An 18985-nucleotide genomic window follows, 5' to 3' on the forward strand; every position below is an offset into this window, starting at 1 on the left:
TCTCACCTCACAACACGATCTGGGCGAGTTTGATGTCGAGGTAGTCCGCGATGCCTTCTATGCCGCCTTCGCGCCCCATGCCTGAAAAGTTTGTGCCCCCAAATGGGGCCTCTGACGCGGCCAGCGCAAAAGAATTGATCCCCACCATGCCCGATTTCAACGTTGCAACTGCGCGTCGCGCGCGGTCTGGGTCGGAGGTGAAAGCGTAGGCTGACAGGCCCATGGTTGAGTTGTTCGCCCGCGTCAGTACTTCGTCTTCATCCTTGAAGGTGGTAATGGCAGCCACCGGACCGAAATTCTCTTCGTCGAAGACCCTCATGGAATCTGTCACGTTGGTCAGCACCGTAGGCACATAGAAATGCCCTTCGTTGAAACCAGCCGCGCGCTTGCCCCCAAGGGCCAGTGTTGCGCCCTCGGCCACGGCCGCTTGCACGATCGCATCGATGGTTTCGAGGCTGTGATCATTGATAAGCGGGCCCATCCCCACATCAGGATCAAGCCCGTTGCCCACTTTGATCTTGGACGCTCGTTCGACAAACCCATCGACAAATGCGTCGTGCAAACTTTCGTGGACAAAGAACCGGTCCGGCGTCACGCAGACCTGGCCGCAGTTGGCGTATTTGGTTGGAACGCTCACATCCAGCGCGGCTGCCAGATCGGCGTCATCATAGACGATCAGCGGTGCGTTCCCGCCTAGCTCCATCGAAACCTTCTTTACGGTGTCAGCGGCATCGCGGATCATTTGCTGGCCCACACGGGTTGACCCGGTCAAGGATACTTTGCGCACTCGTTTATCCGCCATGATTGGCCCATATGTGCTGGCGGTGGAGCCTGTGACGAGATTCACTGCCCCATCAGGAAGGCCACCAGCGCGCAGGCAATCAACAAGAACCATCGCCACGCCCGGCGTTTGCGAGGAAGGACGCAGCACAACAGAACAACCTGCCGCCAGCGCGGGGGCCAATTTGCGTGCGGGAAGTGCCGCCGGGAAGTTCCATGCGGTAAACGCACCAACGATTCCCACCGCTTCGCAACTGATATCGAACCGTCCGCCTGGTACGCGACTTTCGACAGTACGGCCGTAAATGCGCCGCGCTTCCTCGGCGTACCAACGGAACTGATCGCAGGCGAGCGTCCATTCGCGACCCGCCTGAGCAATCGGCTTGCCCGTCTCGGTAGAGATCATCGTCGTCGCCTCATCGGTGCGCCGGATCATCTCATCCGCCACCTTGTGCAGCGCATCAGCGCGGCCAAACCCGCCCATTTCACGCAGCGCTCCGAGCGCGCTTTCCGCCGCATCAATGGCCGCTGCGGTATCATCTCGGGTTGCCGCCGCAATCTTACCCAGCGATTTTTCCGTCACCGGAGAGAACACCTCGGTTGTCTCTCCCCCTTTGACCCATGCGCCAGATAGAAAAAGTCCAAAAGTATCGTACATAGCTCACTCCAACTCGCTGGTTTTCACGACGCGGCCTTCAGCCACGGACATAAAACAGGCATCTGCAAGCAGGAGTGCCAAACGGCCATCTTCAAATCCTACGGGGACTGGCGCGCCTGTTTCGATCGCATCGACGAAATGGTCGATCTCGATGTTAAAGGCCGCGCCGTAGCGTTCGATGAAGAAATGCTGCAATGCTGCCGACACGTTCGTCTCGGTTGCAGAAAACTTCCTCATGTTGTGATTATGGTGATTGTCAGAGATCACCATGCCCTTGGATCCTAAGAGCTCGACCCGCTGGTCATAGCCATAGACGGCTTCACGCGAGTTGGTGATGATAGCCTGCTTACCGCTGGCGGTTTTCATCGTCACGACAACGGTGTCGAAGTCGTCACACTCATCCATCAGTGCCGGGTCCACCAGTCGCGATCCGGTGGCAGAGACTTCGGTGACCTCTTCACCCAACATGAAGCGGGCCAGGTCAAGATCATGGATCGTCATGTCGCGGAAGATGCCGCCGGACGTTTTGATATAATCATCGGGTGCCATGCCCGGATCGCGGGAGGTGATGGTGACCTGATGCAGCTCGCCAATCTCACCTTCCGCCCGCGCCTTTTGACAGGCCGCATGGCCGGGATCGAAGCGGCGCACAAAGCCCAGCATGATCGGCACGTCCTTGCCAGCAATTCGTTCCTTAAGGGCGTTTACACGCGGCAAGGACAAGTCGATTGGCTTTTCACATAGAACCGGTTTGCCCGCGTTCACACAGGCCTCGAGCAGATCCACATGGGTCGAAGTTGGCGTTGCGATAAGTACTGCATCGACGTCTTCGGCAACTATAGCTTCGTCGGCCGAAGCGAATTTGGTAACGCCATGCTTTTGAGAAATTTCCTCAGCAGAGGGGTCGTGCACATCAAAAACACCGGCCAAATCTGCTCGCGGATGTGATGCAATGTTGTTGGCGTGCATGCGGCCAATACGTCCGCAGCCGAGCACAGAAATCCTTGGCAAGTTCGTTCTCCCATTTTTCTCTTGCAATGATTGTTGCAAGATGTATTGAATGTCAATAATCAATTCAGTGGGTGCTGAACGCAGGCATTCAGGGAGGAAAAGCGAGATGACCGCCAGCACAGTACGCCTTACGATGGCGCAGGCTTGTGTCCGGTACTTATGTGCCCAATACACAGAGATTGATGGCGAACGTGTGCCGTTGTTTGCTGGTGTTTTTGGCATCTTTGGCCATGGCAATGTCACCTGTTTTGCGGAAGCGCTGGAGCGTGTTCAGGATCAGCTGCCGACCTGGCGTGGCCAGAATGAACAATCCATGGCGCTTGCGGCCATCGCGTTTGCGAAAGCCAAAAAGCGGCGCCAGATCATGATCGCCACCACTTCTGTGGGCCCGGGCGCGACGAATATGGTGACCGCTGCAGGCGTGGCTCATGCCAACCGATTGCCGGTGCTGTTGATCTCGGGAGACACCTACGTCAACCGTTTGCCGGACCCCGTGCTGCAACAGGTTGAACATTTTGGCGATCCCTCGAAGACCGTGAATGACAGCTTTAAGGCTGTCTCGCGCTATTGGGACCGGATTGTGCACCCGGCGCAGATCATCCAATCTCTGCCACAGGCGATCGCGACGATGCTTGACCCAGCCGATTGCGGCCCCGCTTTCATCGGACTCCCGCAAGATACTCAAGAGCGGGCTTATGACTATCCGGTCGAATTTTTTGAGGAGAAAACCTGGACGATCCCGCGTCCGCGCCCCTCAGTTGATCAGGTAACTGCGGCGGTCGAGGTGTTGAAGACAGCCAAGAAACCTCTGATCATTTCTGGCGGAGGTGTTCGTTATTCCGGCGCGGAAGAAGCCGTTGCTGCATTCGCCAAGAGACGTGGCATTCCCATGGCCGAAACCATCGCCGGAAAAGGCGCGGTTTGCCATGATGACCCCGCATATGTTGGCCCGATGGGTATCGAGGGCACCGAAGCAGCCCGCCAATTGTCGGAATCGGCTGACGTGGTTCTGGCTATTGGCACAAGGATGCAGGATTTCACCACCGGGTCATGGACGACCTTTCCGAAGGATGCGACGTTCATAAACGTGAACGCCGCACGGTTCGACTCGCTCAAGCACCGCGCCGTGCCGTTAGTGGGTGATGCATTGGAATCGATTATCGAGATCGACGCAGCGCTTGGTGATTGGGCCGCCCCTGCAGAGCGGATGGCGCAGGCCCAGGCCTGGTACAAAGACTGGAACGATCTTCTGGACGAGGGGCAGGCACCCACAAACGCCGAAATTCCAAGCTATGCGCAGGTGATCGGTATCGTGAACAAGATGGCGAAGCCAGAGGACGTGATGGTCACCGCCGCGGGTGGCTTGCCCGGTGAAACGATCAAGAACTGGCGTTGTAAATCGCCTCACAGTTTTGACTGTGAGTTTGGTTATTCTTGTATGGGTTATGAAGTTGCAGGGGGCTGGGGCCATGCCATGGCGCTTGAGGGCACTCCGGGCACACCAATCGTTATGGTGGGCGATGGGTCCTACATGATGATGAACTCGGACATTCATTCGTCGGTCATCGCGGGACACAAGATGATTGTCGTGGTCTGCGACAATGGCGGCTTTGGTGTCATCAACCGTTTGCAGACGGGGATGGGCGGCGCAGGGTTCAACAATCTTCTCAAAGACAGCCGCGTCGTTAATCCGGCCAATGTACGCCATGTGGATTTCGCCAAACATGCAGAAGCAATGGGTGCCGAAGCGCGCCATGTGGAAAGCTTGGCCGATCTCGAAGATGCTCTTGCCTGGGCTCAAACCACGGATCGCACAACGGTGATCAGCATCGAGTCGGATGCCTATACTTGGACCCCGGGCGGGGCCGATTGGTACGTGGGTGTTCCGGAAGTGTCACCCCGCGAAAGTGTCAATGAGGCCCGCAAAGGCCAGGAAGAATTCCGCAAGAGACAGCGGATTGGAGTCTGAGTCGGAATGCTGAAAGCCAAATTAGGTATAGCCCCCATCGCCTGGTGGAACGACGATCTTGAGGAACTCTCGGACGACGTGAGTTTGGACGAATGTTTGCGCCAGGCTGCCGAAGCTGGCCTGACGGGTATGGAAACCGGCCGGCGCTTTCCCATGAATATGGATGAGCTGGGGCCGGTTCTGGACAAACACGGGATGTCGGTCTGCGGCGGATGGTTTTCGGGTCTTTTGCTTGATGGCGATATTGAGGTTGAAAAGGACCGAATCGCCGAACAGCACGCCTTCTTCAAAGCCGCGGGCGCGCCTTGCATCGTCTATGGTGAGACCGCGCGCTCGGTTCAGGGTGAGCGTAACACGCCACTGGCGCAAAAACCAAAACTGACTGAGGCTGAGATGGACGCCTATGGTCGCAAGGTTTCGGATTTTGCCGATTGGTGCGCCAAGGAAGGCATGCCGCTAAGCTATCATCACCATATGGCGGCAGCGGTGGAAACCGAGGCGGAACTGGACATGTTCATGAAGCATTCCTCAGTGCCGCTATTGTTTGACGCCGGACATATGGCCTTTGCAGGCGGGGACAATTTCCGCGTCATTGAAAACCATCACTCCCGGATCAGTCACGTTCACGCAAAAGACATCCGCAAGGATGTTGTGGACGGGCTGAACCGAGAGCGTGAGAGTTTTCTCGATGCGGTGATCAAGGGTGCGTTTTCCGTGCCGGGTGACGGCTCGCTTGATTTCGAAGCGATTGCCAAGGCGCTTGCCGCGAAGGGCTATGAAGGTTGGTTCGTGATTGAAGCCGAACAAGACCCGGTCGCTAATCCGCCGCTTGAAATGGCCAAGAAAGGCCGAGCTGAATTATCCCGTGTCATGAAGGCGGCCGGGTACAAGGTTGTCGCATGAATCGGATAGATGGAAAAATCGCCCTGATCACAGGCGGAACGCAGGGATTGGGTGCGGCCATCGCACGCGTCTTTGCGCAGGCTGGCGCTGCGGGCGTCGCAATTGTGGGTCGCGGCGCGGCCAAAGGTGAGGCTAAGGCCGCAGAAATCAGCGTGGCCACCGGTGTGCCAGTGGAAATGATTGCCGCAGATCTTGGGAATGTCGAGGACGTGCAACGCATTGTCCCGGCAGCCGTAGCGCGCTTTGGCACTATAGATATCTTGGTGAATGCGGCAGGATTGACGGATCGCGGGAACCTTCTAAACACGACACCTGAGCTTTTCGATCAGATGTTCGCGGTCAATGCTCGCGCGCCATTCTTTCTGATGCAGGACACTGTCAAACAGCTTGAAAAGGATGGCAAAGGCGGACGGATCGTGAATATCGGCTCAACCTCTTCGCATGCCGGTCAGCCATTCATAGCGCCCTATTGCGCGTCCAAAGCGGCGCTTTCGACGCTGACGCGCAGCTCAGGCTACGCGTTGATGCGCAACGGTATTCACGTAAACCAACTCGATATTGGCTGGATGGCCTCCGACCACGAGCGCCAGCTTCAACTTGAAGAATCCGGTGATCCTGACTGGGAGGAAAAGGCGAATGCTGGCCTGCCCTTCGGTCGATTGCTCGACCCGCAAGAAGTAGCCCGGGCTGTTTTGTTTCTGGCATCGGACGACGCCGGGATGATGACCGGCGCGGTCATTCACTACGATCAATCTGTCTGGGGTGGCTATGATGCACAAGCCCCAGGACCAGCAGAAAGGCTGAAGGAGTAATCAACCGAATTTCCGCCGTTCCTGATACGGATCACAAGGCAACCGATGACCGTTTGCCAAAATCAGTTTCCCTGCCTGACGATCTTGGAGAGTTGGCAGACAGGGAAACCTAGTATGTCGTGCCGCCAGTGGCGGTAACAAACAGAGGAGGTATACGACATGACTTTGAAGAAAACCATCGTGGGAGCAGTTGTCGCTTCGATGACGGCAGGCGCTGCCATGGCGGCAGACATTGCCCTCGTTATTGGCTCTAATCAGGACTCGTTCTGGAATGTCGTCAAGAAGGGTGCCGAAGATGCCGCCATGGCCATTGAGGCACGTGGCGGTTCGGTCAATATCCTGCAGACCAACAATTATGACAACTATGGCGCGGACTTGGCTACGCTGATCGAGCAAGCGACAGCTCAGGGCGTAGACGGAATTGCAACCGTTCTGCCGGAACCCAACGCACAGCTCCCGGCAATCAAAGCTGCTCAGGAAGCCGGCATCGTTGTGACGTTGTTGAACGGCGGCGGTGACTCCCTCGAAGAGTCCGGTGCTCTAAACTACTTTGGCTCTGATGAGTACGTCGCTGGCGTTGCTGGAGGCAAATATTTGGCTGAGCGTGGCTCCACGCACATTCTGTGCCACATCCAGATCCCTGGAACCGTGAACCTCGAAGCGCGCTGCAAAGGTGTTGAAGACGGTGCGAGTGAATCTGGTGCAAAAGTTACAATTTTGCGTCTTCCAACAACGTTGGACGGCGATATGGCGGGGACGTCAGCAGCTATCGAATCTGAGCTGAATGGCGATCCAAGCATCGACGGCGTCATTACACTTGCGTCGTGGTCCGCCAGTGCCGCATTCGCCGCGATCGAACAACTGGGCAAGGTGGAATCTGTTCAGTTGGGTCAGTTCGACCTGAGCCCCGCAACGCTGGACCGCATCAAGGCCGGGACCCAGGCAATGGCTATTGACCAGACGCCTTATTATCAGGGCTTTCTGTCGGTCTCTACGCTAGCTGCCAACATTGACTTCGGCACCAAGATTGCCACTGAACCGGTATTGACCGGCCCGGCGATCGTTGACTCATCGAATATCGACGCGACGTTCGCGGGTGTGGAAGCTGGCGCACGCTAAGGCCATATGACAAAATCCGGTCGCCTCAATCGGAGCGGCCGGACTCCCGTTCAGGCACTCGATGCGTTCGAGCGATCCGTCGGGTGAAGGGAAGAATTGGAGAGACGCTTTGTCAAAAGTAAATACGAAATATGCGGCTGCAGAAAGCTCTGTTTCCGGCGAGGCCAAAAGCACGTTTTCTTTTGGCGAGCTCATGAGAAGCCCGGCCATGGGTGCCCTTATCGGGATGCTAGTTGTTTTTGTAATCTTCGCAATGTTCGGCTATCACCGGAACTTTCTTTCATTTGCTGGCTTTGCCAATTGGATGAATTTCGCCAGCACGGTGGGGATCATTGCAATCCCAGTTGCATTCCTGATGATCTCGGGTGAATTGGACATATCAACCGGCGCCGTCATGCCTGCATCAGCGATGATGTTGGGGATTTCCGTAAATCACTATGACTTCCCGATGTGGCTGGGCATGGTTTCCACCCTGGCCATGGCCGCTGGAGTCGGGCTCATCAACGGGCTGTTGGTGACACGCACCCAAGTGCCGTCTTTCATTGTTACGCTGGCCACGCTCTTCGCTGTAGGGGGGCTGACACTGGCATTGTCCGACCTCCTCATAAACAACACCAACGTCTCTCTTAACTCACCGGATTGGGCGAAAGCAGTATTTGGCACACGCTATTTTGGCTTCCGCACATCGGTTTTCTGGTGGTTGGGTCTGATCGTCATATTCTGGTTTTTTCTGCACAAGTCACCTTGGGGTAACTGGGTGTTTGCCATGGGCGGGGACCCCGAAAGTGCTCACAATGCCGGTATCCCGGTTAGCAAAATGAAGATTGGGCTGTTCATTCTCTGTGCGGTGTGCACGTCTTTGGCGGGAATGCTTCAGGTGATCCAGTTCAACTCCGCCCAATCTGCAACCTTCTTCAACATGATCTTCTTTACGATTATTGCGTGTGTTGTTGGTGGAGTGCTGCTCAACGGTGGTTTTGGCTCGGTCGTTGGAGTGGTCTTCGGGACCATGACTCTCGGTATCGTACAGCAGGGCATCAACTATACCGAGATTGACCGAAACTATTCGTTGTTAATCATCGGTGTGATGCTGCTAATCGCAGTTCTCATGAACGGAACCTTCCAAAGGCTGGCGACCAATTGGTCAACTGGCAAGAAAGAGGATTAAGCATGTCTGAAGCAAACACCGTTTTGGAACTTCGCAAAGTCGACAAGTCCTTTGGGCCAATCGACGTATTGCATGAGATAAGCCTGAAGGTGAATGCTGGCGAAGTGCTTTGCCTTCTCGGCGACAACGGCGCCGGCAAGTCAACACTGATCAAGACGATGGCCGGGGTGCATGCGCCAACGCGCGGTGAAATCCTCATGGATGGCACCCCCACGTCTTTCACCAGCCCGCGTGACGCGCAGGAGCGCGGGATCGCCACTGTGCACCAGTTCGGCGGGACTTACCCACTGATGTCAATCGGAAAAAACTTCTTCATTGGGATGGAACCCACCAAGGGGCTCGGGCCGTTCAAAGTATACGATCGTGAAAAGGCGAACCGTATTGCGGTGGAAGAAGTACAGAAGATGGGCATTACCCGGATCACTGACGGTGATCGTTTTGTGGGCGGACTTTCGGGTGGTGAACGCCAGTCACTGGCCATCGCCCGCGCAGTCTATTTCGGGGCACGGGTTCTGATTCTGGATGAGCCGACCGCAGCGCTCGGCGTCAAACAGGCGGCGCATGTCCTGCGCATCGTCAACGAAGCCAAGCGGCGCGGTCTGGCGGTGATCTTCATCACCCATCAAGTAATGCATGCCCTTTCGGTAGGCGACCATTTCGCGGTGCTTATTCGGGGCGCCATTGCCGCAGACTTTAAGAGGGGCGAAAAGTCTCGGGAAGAAATCGCGGACCTGATGGCCGGTGGAGAGAGCATGGCAGATCTTGAAGCCGCCATCGGCGCACCTCAGGCGAGTTGAGGTTGGTATCAAAATGACAGAACGCGTTGCCATGATCGAATTCGTGATTTTGGGCGGCGATCATGAAAAGATGGCCGCCCAAAATATATCAGGTGTGTGGCCATCACTGGAAAAGACCGTCAAGTCGTTCGCATAGGGCTTTGTTGCAAAGTTTTGAGCTTACCGAATTGTCTTGGCGATCAGAACGAAGTTAAGCTGCCAGTTCAGCGAATTGTTTAAACGGACAGAGTCCGGGCGCGAATTGGCCCTTTCGGATCATGTGCGACACCTCGATGCCAGCAAGTGTTGCTGCAGCTGAGGCAAAGCTCTTGAAACCGAGCATCGGGCGAGTTCGCCTTTTGATGAAACGATGGTCTTGTTCTACGATGTTGTTCAGATATTTCCGCCTGACCATCTCGATCGGGATGGGGCAGCCAAAACCCGCAAGCATCTTGTTGATTGCCTTGATGCCAGCGGTGTTGGCACCGCTTTTGTCGATAACGATCTTTCGCGGCAGACCGTTGACCTCCATCATTCGGGCGAAAAACCTTGTGGCGGCCGGCTTGTTTCGACGCTCGAACAGCATGAAATCAAGAGTTTTGCCGTGTTTGTCTACGGCACGATAAAGATAAACCCATGTGCCTTTTACTTTGATGTACGTTTCATCCATTCTCCAGGAGCGGTCGCATGGTCCCTTGCGACGACGCGCTGCATCAGCAATTGCGCCAGAATACCTTGTCACCCAGCGGTTCAGTGTGGTGTGATCCACCGTGACGCCTCGCTCGAGCATGATTTCTTCCAGATCGCGATAGGACACGCCGAAACGGACATAGAAGAAGACCGCAAACAGGATCACGTCTTTCGGATATTGTGCGCCTTTGAAAGAGATCATGAACCGACTCTCGAGTTGAAAATAACGATAGCCATTCACTCGCAGCACCGAAGAGCGTCAACAGCTAAAAGTTTGCAACAGATCCAGGAACGCTGAAACAGTCTGAGCATTTGTCGGCGTTATTTTTCGAACAATAGCGAAAACGAGTTCAGATTCCGTATTGGTCCTATGGACTCAACGTGACTGGACGTTGTTTATTCAACTCTTTCGCAGCAATTGCCATGAAGTTTCGAAGCAAGGCCGCACCATCCTGATCATCCGAATAGTTCTCGACATGCTCTGGCTCGGTCTGTTCATACATGCAGGACCAGACTGATCGGCGGGATTCCGGATGGAATTGTGTCGTATACCAATGGTTGCCGTGGTCGATACAGATGGCGTTGCTCTCACCGATGCGGGCCAGTACCTTTGCTTTCTGCGCTTCTGACGGAATCACATGCAGATAGTTGGCAAAGTTGAAACGGGGGAATGTGGACAGGCCTTCAAAAAGGGGGTGCTGGCGCCCAAGGTCTGTCAGCTCAATCTCATAGGTTCCGGCAAGCGTACCTCCGGTACGGCCATCAAGCACGCCATCCTCGAACTGCGTAGACACCAATTGATGTCCACCACAAATGCCAAGCAAAGGTTTCCCGGCATCGCGATACCGGCGCAACCAGGAATAGAGCGCGTGCAGCCAGGGGCGGTCCTCGGTGACTACATGCATCGTGCCGCCGAGGATGACACAATCGACATCATCCACCGCAGGCAGTGCATCACCGCGACAAATGTCGACGCCGGATAGTGAAAAACCCGTTTCCAGCGCCACGGGTCCAAACCAGTCCACGATCCAATCTTTTTCCTGGCCGGAAGTACACAAGCCTCCAAAGTGATCGGGGTTGAAAAGCTCATTCTCACCCAACATGGAAATGAACAGCAAAGAGTTCCCGGCTGTATCGGTCATGGTATTTCTTTCGCTATCTTGGGCGGGCAGACGCTGCGGCCGCCCCGATGTTCAATGATTGAAGAAATCTAGCTCAAATTGTATACCAATTCAATGATTTTAACTGGATAATCTACCAAAATGTGCCCCAATGAAGATATAGGTATACCTATGAAGGATCACTCTGCTTCAAAAAGAACACCGCCTTCCTCTTGGATGGCATCCAGACGCGACACGACCACTCTGAGATAGGTTTTGTGGATCGAGGCCGTCAACTTGATATCGCCGATCTCCAGACTGCGGCGCAATATTCGGATCTCATCCTTCAAATCCTCGACTTGGACGCGCATCTCGACGCGATCCAGCAACAAGAACCAAAAGCGCGCGGACTGATAGAATAATGTGTCGTTGATATCCTCCAGCACCGCGTTGGTGGTCAACCCATGCAGGATTTTGTGCAAGCGCAGAAGCACGCGCGCGAATTCGCGTTTGTCGTGACTATCCAGCATCGCATCGCATCGCGCTTCCAACTCGCGCATCTCGTCCAGTATGGCCGGATTCCGAGGGGACGGAGCGGAATCACCCAGCGCATCCATGAGCCTCATGCGCACGATATAGACATCGCGCATGGATTTCAGATCGATTGAGGTAACGATGGTGCCATGCCCGTGCTGGCTGGAGATCAGACCGATGTGTTCAAGCTTTTGCAGCACGGCCCGCATCGGCGTGCGGCTGACGCCAAATTCCGTTGCCAATTCCCGCTCGTTCAGGCGCGTTCCCGGCTGATAGTCAAGAAGGCAGATACGCCGGCGCATCTCGAGATAGATATCGTTCTTCGTCATGCGTTGCTCACTATCGATAACGGGTATTCGCCAACTTATGCCATCCACGTGAGAAAACTGTCCATATCAACGTTGCCGCCCGTCACCAGAGCAACGACGGTCTGCCCTTGCAAGGCGCGTTTGTTTGACACGGCTGCGGCCACTGAAACTGCGCCGCCGGGTTCGGCAACAACCTTGAGCTCTGTGAACAAAGTCCGCATTGCGGCAACAACATCTAGCTCGTTGACGGAATAGCCACCCGACAGGGTCTTCAGGTTGATTGGAAAGGTTAGCTGTCCGGGTCGCGCGGTCACGATCGAGTCGCAAATCGAGCTGTGACCCGGCTCAATCGACAGGGCAGTTCCCGCTTCTAGAGAGCGCTTGGTATCATCAAAATTCCGGGGTTCAGCCGCCCAGATTTCAGTGTCCTCATGGCGCGCGAGCATGGCAGTAGACAGCCCGGCGATTAGCCCGCCACCTCCGGCAGGGCAAATGACTCTATCCGCCCTTACGCCAAGCGCGTCCAATTGCTCAGCTATTTCCAGCCCAGTTGTACCTTGCCCGGCCATCAGGTCGTAATCGTCATAGGGCGGCACCAGCGTTGCGCCGGTTTTTTCGGCGATGTCCTGGGCTATTTTGGCCCGGTCACCCGTCTGTCGGTCATAGGTGATAACCTCGGCCCCCCACTGGGCGGTGTTGTCCAGCTTTATGCGGGGCGCATCTGCTGGCATCACTATCTTAGCCGAAACCCCCATCGCGTTTGCGGCAGCCGCAACGCCTTGTGCGTGGTTGCCGGATGAATATGCCACGACCCCTGCCTTGCGCTGGCCTTCGCCAAGCGACGCAATCTTGTTGTAAGCACCACGTATTTTGAACGAGCCGGTCTTTTGCAGGCAATCCGATTTGATCAGCAACCGGAACCCAAGCGCGTTGTTGAGCAGTGGAGATTCCAACAACGGGGTTCGGATCACGACATCCTGTAACCGCTCGGCAGCCTGAGTGATCATTTCAATGGTCAACACTGCGTCACGTCCCCACCTGCAAAGTTGAATGAAAGCGGCGTAGAAGGGCGATCACGCTTCGGGCGGTGATGATGCCGGTAGCCGGGTTTTCAGCGCTCGGCCGGTTCTGAATAGACATTGTGAAATCCGAGCTGTCGGAAGTTACCTCTACCGAGTGTGTGTTTCGCGTCAGGGATGGATCAGCCCAGACCTCCATGCGGGTCTTGTCTGGACCAAGCCCGGCCATGCTGATCGCTGCCGCGACATTCACGTTGGCGGGGAATTCGCGTGCCACTTCGGTGACACTGCCTGCGATCACTTGTTTTGGCCCTTGAAGCGCGGTTAGATCCATGCCCAACCGCGCGACAAAAGGTGCCCTGATAAGGCTTTCGACCGGTTTGCGGGTCACTATTGTGACCGAATGAATCTGGCCGACATTCACTGCATTCAACGCGTCCAGACCCAGCATCGCACCTGATGCGACCATAATGCGGCTACCGTTTTTCGCCGCAAGAGAGATTAGGTCGTCCCGGGCAAGCAACTGGCTGGCCGAAAGCACAATCAGTTGCTTGCCTGCCCGCAAAACCGGGTCAGCCAGATCGCCGAACAATGCGGGGGGGAGAGCTTCGATCACACAATCACAGGTCAAGGCCAACGTTCCGAAATCCACTACATGCGCCGGATGTTTCAGAGTATCATTCAGGGCAGCCGCCTTTTCGCTGGTTCGCGCCGCCAGACCACCCAGCGCACATCCTGGAACTTCACCGTTGTCCAATGCGCGTGCAACCGCCGCACCGACAGCTCCGATACCGGCAACTCCAATTCTCATAACAGGTCTTTCTTTGGTGGCGGTTCCTCGGGAACCGTATCATGACGTCAGGTGCAAGGCTCAATCCGCCGCTTTTACTGCTGACAGGAATTGCTGTGTGCGTTCGCGTTTGGGATTGCCGAACAGATCCTCCGGAGGACCCTGTTCTTCGATCTTCCCTTGGTAGAAGAAACAAACGCGATCTGAAATGTCACGCGCAAAGCCCATCTGGTGTGTCACCATCAACATGGTGAGGTTGTGCTCGGCCACCAGTTTGCGGATGACGCCGGTCACTTCACCGATTACCTCGGGGTCAAGCGCCGAGGTGACTTCATCAAACAGCATCACCTTTGGGCGCATGGCCAACGCCCGGGCGATAGCAACACGTTGTTGCTGACCACCCGACAGGCGCGAAGGATGCTGGTCCTTCTTGTCGATCATACCGACCATCGACAACAATTCTTCGGACCGTTCTCGGGCCTCAGCCGTTGGCAAACCCAGCACCTGCACAGGCCCTTCCATGCAGTTCTGTAGGGCGGTCATATGTGGAAACAGGTTGAAATGCTGGAAACACATGCCGATTGAGGACCGGGCCCGGCGCAGGTATTTCGCGTCCGCCGGCACCAGAACCCCGTTCTTTTCCATATGGGTAAGCGGTTTGCCGTCGACATAGATCACACCACCATTGATGGTTTCCAAAGTCATCAGCATGCGCAGAACGGTGGTTTTGCCCGATCCGGACGGGCCGATCACGGTGACCATCTCACCCTCCGACACGTCCAGATGCAGACTGTCCAGTACGGTCAGGGCACCATAGCTTTTGGTTACGTTCATGAACCGCACCATTGGCACATCGGGCCCACTCAACTCAGTTGGGTATTGAGACATATCTTCCATCAGTTCATTCCCAGTTTCTTGCGCACCCAGGCCTCAAAGAGTTTGATCAACCCGGCTGCGGGCAGTGAAATCGCCAGGAAGATGATCCCGACCATGGTATAGGGTTCCAAATACCTGTAAGTTGACCCACCAATGGCATTCGCCGCCTGCATCAGCTCGGCCACGCCGATAACCGACAGCATCGGTGTGTCCTTGAATATCCCAACCAGGTAATTGCCCATCCCAGCCATTGAGGGCGGCAGGGCTTGGGGGATGATAACGCGAAAATAGGTCTTGGTCGTGCTCAGGTTCAGTGCGGTGCAAGCCTCCCACTGTCCTTTCGGCACCGACTCGAGGCCGCCGCGATAAACCTCGGACAGGTAGGCCGAATAATGCAGCCCGATGGCGATCATCCCTGCCACCCAGGGGCTGAGGCGTATCCCGAATTGCGGGCCGACAAAGAACACAAAGAAAATCTGCAGCACCAGCGGCGTCGATCGGATGAATTCGACACATTCCCGCACCACCATTGTGACGATGCGCGACGGTGTGCGTTGCGCCAGTGCAAAAACCAGCCCCAGTACCACTGCGATCCCATAGCCGATTCCGGCAGCGGCCAGCGTGTTCAGCGTGGCCTGTAAAAGCCGGGGAAGAATTTCAAAGGTAAAATCCCAACGCCAGTCAAACATAGCTTACGCCCTCCCCAATTTGCGTGCCATGAAGCGTTCGAGCCACCGCATGAACGGCGTCACGATCAGCCGCGCAAGAATGTAGTAAATTATCAGTGCTGTCCCGAAAGCCTGCGCTGACAGGAAGGTGGAGCCGTTTATTTGCTTGGCTTCGAACATCAGGTCAGTAACCGAAATCAACGACACCAGCGCGGTCGCCTTCAGCAGTTCGATCATCAGGTTGCCCCAAGGCGGCAGCATGTTCAAAAACGCCTGTGGCAGGATGATCCGATACATCCGTTTGGCCGGAGACATCGAGATCGCATAAGCCGCTTCCCACTGCCCTTTGGGCACCGACTGAATGCCGCCACGCACGAGTTCGGCACCATAGGCCCCGAGGTTCAGCCCGACCGCAATGAAACCGGCAAAGAACTTGTCCAGCGTCAATCCGAAGAGAGGCAGGACAAAGAAAATCCAATAAAGCTGCACTAAAAGAGACGTGCCCCGGAAGATTTCAATGTAAACGCCGGCCGTCCAGCGCACCGCAATATTCCGTGACAGTTTCATCAACCCTGCGGTCAGAGCGAGCACAATGGCAAGCGCTGCCGACAGAAAAAACTGCGCGATTGTGACCAGCGTTCCGTCCAGAAAACGCGGCGCGTTTTCGGCGAGAAATTCCCAATATGACATGACGTATCCCGGATGGCGGACGTAAAAGGCGGGCCGAACCTGACCCGCCTGCTAAAGCAATGCCGTCAACGGTTCTGGCAAATCCATTCGGTTTTCACGCTTGGATCCGGAACCTGAAATTCAGTGTATTCGTATGGCGCAACGGCGGCCAACATCTCTTCTGAACCCAAGTACTCTGCCTGCGCGGCATTGAAGGCCTCAAGAAAGTCGCTGTCTTCCGGGCGGAAACCGATACCAACCCAGTTCTGGGTCCATTCGGGCAACGCGTTAGGATCGGTGACCTCAAGCTCGCCATCGGATTGGGCCGCCAGGTTTTGCGCCGTGAAGAACGTCATAGCACCTGCGTCAGCACGACCAACACGCATTGCGGCTAGCACCTCAGTTGGCCCGGGCACTTCGAGGATCTGCTCGGCTGCCACGCCTTCGCGTTTGGCGGCATCAACCGTGTTGTAACCGGCGCCAGTGACCATCGTGGCCCCCTGATCTTTGATGTCAGCATAAGAGGTGATGTTCTTCGGGTTGCCAGCGGGAACCACAAAGGCATCGCCAAAAATCCCCATCGGCTCGGAGAAATCAATGCTCTCACAACGCGCTTCAAGAATGTACATGCCACCCGTGATGATATCAAAGCGATTGGCTTTGAGGCCCGGGATCAATCCACCCCAATCTGTCACGACGGGCTCGATGTTGTCGTAGCCCATTGCCTTCAGGACACCCAGCGTGTGTACGTTTGCAAATCCAAGTGGTGCGTCGTTGTCGCCGGGGTAAGACCACGGCACTTCATTGGAGAAACCAATCCGAATGGTCTCACCACTTTCGATACGATCCATGAGTGGACCCGCCAGCGCCGATGTCGCGACACCCACAATGGTTGTCGCGGCGATAATAGTGGTTCTTAGTATTTGGCTCATTGGTCTCTCCCTGATTGATTCCCTGAACTACGGCGTATTGGTATACCTTTTTGGGAAGTTTCTCAACATAAATCTGCAATTTCGCAAAAATGTCCCAATATTTTGGGGCCTATCATGAACAGCGCCAGCCTCTTGACTTATCATTGGTATACCTTAACAGTCGACGCAGTGGAATCAATCTCAGTTAGGAGACACCGAATGATCGAACACGCCCCGTTCCCAAAAGAGGAGCTGGACCACCGACTCAACCGTGTAAAAACCGTCCTGTCCGAGCAGAATCTGGACGGGATCGTTATCTCGGTGCCCGAAAACATCTATTATCTGACCGGTTTGGACCACTGGGGGTTCTTTGCTGCCCATGTTCTCGTTGTGAACCGAGATGGCGAGATGGCGCTGATCTGCCGGGCCATGGAAAAGATCACGTTTGACAATCAGGTGAGAAACGCCCGGTTCTATGGTCATCAGGATCACGAAGAGCTTTCTGACTACGTGGTACAGGCGATGAAGGACCTAGGCCTGTCCGGTGGTCGCGTCGCGCTCGAAAGGCGCAGCCTGTTCTTGCACCTGCATCATGCCGAAGGGATATTGGCAAAGGCGGAGGGCGTCGAATGGGCGGACGGATCCGGTCTGGTCGACAACCTGCGACAGGCAAAATCCCCGCTGGAAATCGAATACACACGCAAGGCCGCCAAGGCCGCAGATGTCGGCATGAGCGCTTGCATTGACCTGATCCGCGACGGCGCGACAGATTATGAGATTGCCGCGGAGTACATGCGCGCCTCGACTCTGGCAGGTAGTGAGCCGACCGGCTTTGGCCCGTTCATTCGTCCAGCCACACGCTCGGGCGAAGAGCATACGACCTGGCGTGGCGAAACCTTCCGAACTGGTGACGCGGTGTTTCTGGAAAATGCCGCATCCTATCGCAAATATCACGCGCCTATGGGCCGGTTGGTCTTTGTGGGCAGCGCGCCGGAGGGGGCTGAGAAGTCGGCAGAGCTGGCCATGGACGGCATGAAGGCAATCTGCAGTGCATTGAAAGTAGGCGGCAAGGCCGGGGAGGCATACGCCGCCTGGCGCGAGGTAGCCGCAAGCGGCGGCTTGGCAGACTACGAACGGCATCATTGCGGTTATATGGTGGGCATCGGATTCTCACCCAGTTGGACAGGTGGGTCCATGGTAACCAGCCTCTTCCCCGGGTCAGAACGCACGCTGGAGGTCGGCATGGTGTTCCACGCCCACAGCTGGTTCACAGACACCGACGTCGTCGACTACTTCATCTCGAACACGGTCATTCTCACCGAAGATGGTGCCGAAGTGCTGACCGCCACAACACCTGAAAGCCTTGTCATAAAGTGATGACACGCACCGAAAGGCACACAATGCTGACGCAAGAACACATGACCGCTTATCGAAACGATGGCGTGGTTCAGATCAAAAACGCATTTTCGCAGGAATGGTTGGACGAAGTGCGAAGTTCGATTGAATTTGGTCGCGCCAATCCGGGGCCGATGTATCTGGACTATTCCAAAGACACCAATCCGGGCACCTACTGCACAGACATGTGGATCTGGCGCGAAAATGCCCACATGAAGAATTTCATTTTCAATTCTCCAGCGGCGGAACTTGCAGGCGAAGCGATGGAGGCCAGTTCCGTTGCACTCGTGACTGACAATTGGCTGGTGCGCGAGGCCGGCGCGGTCAACAGAGCGCCCTGGCACCATGACAACCCCTATTTCGATGTCAGCGGCGAATGGTGTGTACTGTGGATGGGACTTGAACCCGTTCGTCAGGGTGAGGGCGTGGTCTTCCTCAAGGGTTCGCACAAATGGGGGCGCAAATTCATGCCTCTCAGCTTTGCCGGCACCGGACAAAAGGCAGCACTACAGGAACCCTATGAGCCCACACCGGACTTCACTGAAAATCTGGATGATTATGACGTGCTGGAATTTGATCTGGACCCCGGTGATTGCCTGATCTTCGATTCCCATACATTGCATGGCGCCCCCAACCCTGTACCGCCTGAACGTACCGTCAACCGTCTGACAATGCGCTTCGCCCACGGGAATGCAGCGTTTGAAAAACGAGGCAGTTGGACCGACGCGCAGACAGAATACTGGCAGGCTCATGGAATGAAGGAAGGTGAACCCATTGTAGGCGAACTGCTGCCGCTTGTGTGGAGCCGGTAGCTGTATTTGAACGAACA

At 55.6% G+C, this 18985-nt stretch carries 19 protein-coding genes; 8 read left to right on the forward strand and 11 right to left on the reverse strand.

The features are described from left to right. Nucleotides 1-7: 7 nt before the first annotated feature. Both ACR0L4_RS14090 and iolG read right to left on the reverse strand, forming a co-directional pair. Entirely contained in the window at nt 8-1438 is a 1431-nt protein-coding gene (locus ACR0L4_RS14090) for an NAD-dependent succinate-semialdehyde dehydrogenase (RefSeq protein WP_170686466.1), read from the reverse strand. 3 nt (nt 1439-1441) lie between these two features. Next, complete coding sequence (gene iolG / locus ACR0L4_RS14095) at nt 1442-2569, reverse strand: inositol 2-dehydrogenase (RefSeq protein ID WP_480513653.1); 1128 nt, start codon at nt 2567-2569, stop codon at nt 1442-1444. Here iolG and iolD point away from each other — a divergent pair. The 6 genes from iolD (at nt 2556) to ACR0L4_RS14125 (ending at nt 9217) form a co-directional block, all read left to right on the forward strand. Beyond that, nucleotides 2556-4418, forward strand: a complete 1863-nt coding sequence (gene iolD, locus ACR0L4_RS14100) for a 3D-(3,5/4)-trihydroxycyclohexane-1,2-dione acylhydrolase (decyclizing) (protein WP_170432368.1) — start codon at nt 2556-2558, stop codon at nt 4416-4418. The genes iolG and iolD overlap by 14 nt on opposite strands. Nucleotides 4419-4424: 6 nt before the next feature. Continuing rightward, entirely contained in the window at nt 4425-5321 is an 897-nt protein-coding gene (iolE, locus tag ACR0L4_RS14105; RefSeq protein ID WP_254436331.1) for a myo-inosose-2 dehydratase, read from the forward strand. Then, nucleotides 5318-6133, forward strand: a complete 816-nt coding sequence (locus ACR0L4_RS14110; protein WP_170432371.1) for an SDR family oxidoreductase — start codon at nt 5318-5320, stop codon at nt 6131-6133. Before iolE ends, ACR0L4_RS14110 begins: the two co-directional genes overlap by 4 nt. Before the next feature lie 159 nt (nt 6134-6292). Further along, on the forward strand, nt 6293-7252 hold the full coding sequence (locus ACR0L4_RS14115; protein ID WP_170686465.1) for a substrate-binding domain-containing protein: 960 nt from the start codon (nt 6293-6295) through the stop codon (nt 7250-7252). Nucleotides 7253-7361: 109 nt separating this feature from the next. Further along, nucleotides 7362-8420 (forward strand): ABC transporter permease, encoded by a 1059-nt coding sequence (locus ACR0L4_RS14120; RefSeq protein WP_254436332.1) that lies wholly within the window; start codon nt 7362-7364, stop codon nt 8418-8420. A gap of 2 nt (nt 8421-8422) precedes the next feature. Next, on the forward strand, nt 8423-9217 hold the full coding sequence (locus tag ACR0L4_RS14125) for an ATP-binding cassette domain-containing protein (RefSeq protein WP_170432456.1): 795 nt from the start codon (nt 8423-8425) through the stop codon (nt 9215-9217). 190 nt (nt 9218-9407) lie between these two features. Here ACR0L4_RS14125 and ACR0L4_RS14130 read toward each other — a convergent pair whose 3' ends face one another. The 9 genes from ACR0L4_RS14130 to ACR0L4_RS14170 all read right to left on the reverse strand — a co-directional run bounded on the left by ACR0L4_RS14130 (nt 9408) and on the right by ACR0L4_RS14170 (nt 16782). Continuing rightward, nucleotides 9408-10088 (reverse strand): IS6 family transposase, encoded by a 681-nt coding sequence (locus ACR0L4_RS14130; protein WP_170432380.1) that lies wholly within the window; start codon nt 10086-10088, stop codon nt 9408-9410. Between the two features lie 166 nt (nt 10089-10254). Next, nucleotides 10255-11028: a type 1 glutamine amidotransferase gene (locus ACR0L4_RS14135; RefSeq protein ID WP_170432386.1), complete on the reverse strand. Its 774-nt coding sequence runs from the start codon at nt 11026-11028 to the stop codon at nt 10255-10257. Between the two features lie 158 nt (nt 11029-11186). Then, nucleotides 11187-11849, reverse strand: a complete 663-nt coding sequence (locus ACR0L4_RS14140) for a GntR family transcriptional regulator (protein WP_170432389.1) — start codon at nt 11847-11849, stop codon at nt 11187-11189. Between the two features lie 35 nt (nt 11850-11884). Continuing rightward, the gene (locus tag ACR0L4_RS14145) at nt 11885-12850 is read right to left on the reverse strand and encodes a threonine ammonia-lyase (RefSeq protein ID WP_336509504.1); all 966 of its coding nucleotides are present in this window, start codon (nt 12848-12850) and stop codon (nt 11885-11887) included. A gap of 4 nt (nt 12851-12854) precedes the next feature. Beyond that, entirely contained in the window at nt 12855-13658 is an 804-nt protein-coding gene (locus ACR0L4_RS14150) for an aspartate dehydrogenase (protein WP_170686464.1), read from the reverse strand. Nucleotides 13659-13718: 60 nt separating this feature from the next. Then, nucleotides 13719-14534: an ectoine/hydroxyectoine ABC transporter ATP-binding protein EhuA gene (gene ehuA, locus ACR0L4_RS14155; RefSeq protein WP_480513658.1), complete on the reverse strand. Its 816-nt coding sequence runs from the start codon at nt 14532-14534 to the stop codon at nt 13719-13721. Then, nucleotides 14534-15202 carry an ectoine/hydroxyectoine ABC transporter permease subunit EhuD gene (gene ehuD, locus ACR0L4_RS14160; RefSeq protein ID WP_170432395.1) on the reverse strand — a complete coding sequence of 223 codons (669 nt, stop codon included), beginning with the start codon at nt 15200-15202 and terminating at the stop codon, nt 14534-14536. Before ehuD ends, ehuA begins: the two co-directional genes overlap by 1 nt. Before the next feature lie 3 nt (nt 15203-15205). Then, on the reverse strand, nt 15206-15871 hold the full coding sequence (gene ehuC, locus ACR0L4_RS14165) for an ectoine/hydroxyectoine ABC transporter permease subunit EhuC (protein ID WP_170432397.1): 666 nt from the start codon (nt 15869-15871) through the stop codon (nt 15206-15208). Between the two features lie 65 nt (nt 15872-15936). After that, nucleotides 15937-16782, reverse strand: a complete 846-nt coding sequence (locus ACR0L4_RS14170) for a transporter substrate-binding domain-containing protein (RefSeq protein ID WP_170432400.1) — start codon at nt 16780-16782, stop codon at nt 15937-15939. Between the two features lie 198 nt (nt 16783-16980). Between ACR0L4_RS14170 and ACR0L4_RS14175 the strand changes: the two genes are divergently transcribed. Both ACR0L4_RS14175 and ACR0L4_RS14180 read left to right on the forward strand, forming a co-directional pair. Next, nucleotides 16981-18138, forward strand: a complete 1158-nt coding sequence (locus ACR0L4_RS14175) for a M24 family metallopeptidase (protein ID WP_170432403.1) — start codon at nt 16981-16983, stop codon at nt 18136-18138. 23 nt (nt 18139-18161) lie between these two features. Further along, entirely contained in the window at nt 18162-18968 is an 807-nt protein-coding gene (locus tag ACR0L4_RS14180; RefSeq protein ID WP_170764665.1) for a phytanoyl-CoA dioxygenase family protein, read from the forward strand. Nucleotides 18969-18985 lie beyond the last annotated feature (17 nt).

The sequence above is a fragment of the Ruegeria sp. AB5 genome (genome assembly GCF_056542645.1).

Bases quoted from the DNA above. Each gene is read 5' to 3' on its own strand.
- iolE (WP_254436331.1), top strand. From the start codon at position 4,425: ATGCTGAAAGCCAAATTAGGTATAGCCCCCATCGCCTGGTGGAACGAC.
- ACR0L4_RS14090 (WP_170686466.1), bottom strand. From the start codon at position 1,438: ATGTACGATACTTTTGGACTTTTTCTATCTGGCGCATGGGTCAAAGGG.
- ACR0L4_RS14175 (WP_170432403.1), top strand. From the start codon at position 16,981: ATGATCGAACACGCCCCGTTCCCAAAAGAGGAGCTGGACCACCGACTC.
- ACR0L4_RS14125 (WP_170432456.1), top strand. From the start codon at position 8,423: ATGTCTGAAGCAAACACCGTTTTGGAACTTCGCAAAGTCGACAAGTCC.
- ACR0L4_RS14180 (WP_170764665.1), top strand. From the start codon at position 18,162: ATGCTGACGCAAGAACACATGACCGCTTATCGAAACGATGGCGTGGTT.
- ACR0L4_RS14110 (WP_170432371.1), top strand. From the start codon at position 5,318: ATGAATCGGATAGATGGAAAAATCGCCCTGATCACAGGCGGAACGCAG.
- ACR0L4_RS14150 (WP_170686464.1), bottom strand. From the start codon at position 13,658: ATGAGAATTGGAGTTGCCGGTATCGGAGCTGTCGGTGCGGCGGTTGCA.
- ACR0L4_RS14170 (WP_170432400.1), bottom strand. From the start codon at position 16,782: ATGAGCCAAATACTAAGAACCACTATTATCGCCGCGACAACCATTGTG.
- ACR0L4_RS14135 (WP_170432386.1), bottom strand. From the start codon at position 11,028: ATGACCGATACAGCCGGGAACTCTTTGCTGTTCATTTCCATGTTGGGT.
- iolD (WP_170432368.1), top strand. From the start codon at position 2,556: ATGACCGCCAGCACAGTACGCCTTACGATGGCGCAGGCTTGTGTCCGG.
- ACR0L4_RS14115 (WP_170686465.1), top strand. From the start codon at position 6,293: ATGACTTTGAAGAAAACCATCGTGGGAGCAGTTGTCGCTTCGATGACG.
- ACR0L4_RS14130 (WP_170432380.1), bottom strand. From the start codon at position 10,088: ATGATCTCTTTCAAAGGCGCACAATATCCGAAAGACGTGATCCTGTTT.
- ehuD (WP_170432395.1), bottom strand. From the start codon at position 15,202: ATGTTTGACTGGCGTTGGGATTTTACCTTTGAAATTCTTCCCCGGCTT.
- ACR0L4_RS14140 (WP_170432389.1), bottom strand. From the start codon at position 11,849: ATGACGAAGAACGATATCTATCTCGAGATGCGCCGGCGTATCTGCCTT.
- ehuC (WP_170432397.1), bottom strand. From the start codon at position 15,871: ATGTCATATTGGGAATTTCTCGCCGAAAACGCGCCGCGTTTTCTGGAC.
- ehuA (WP_480513658.1), bottom strand. From the start codon at position 14,534: ATGGAAGATATGTCTCAATACCCAACTGAGTTGAGTGGGCCCGATGTG.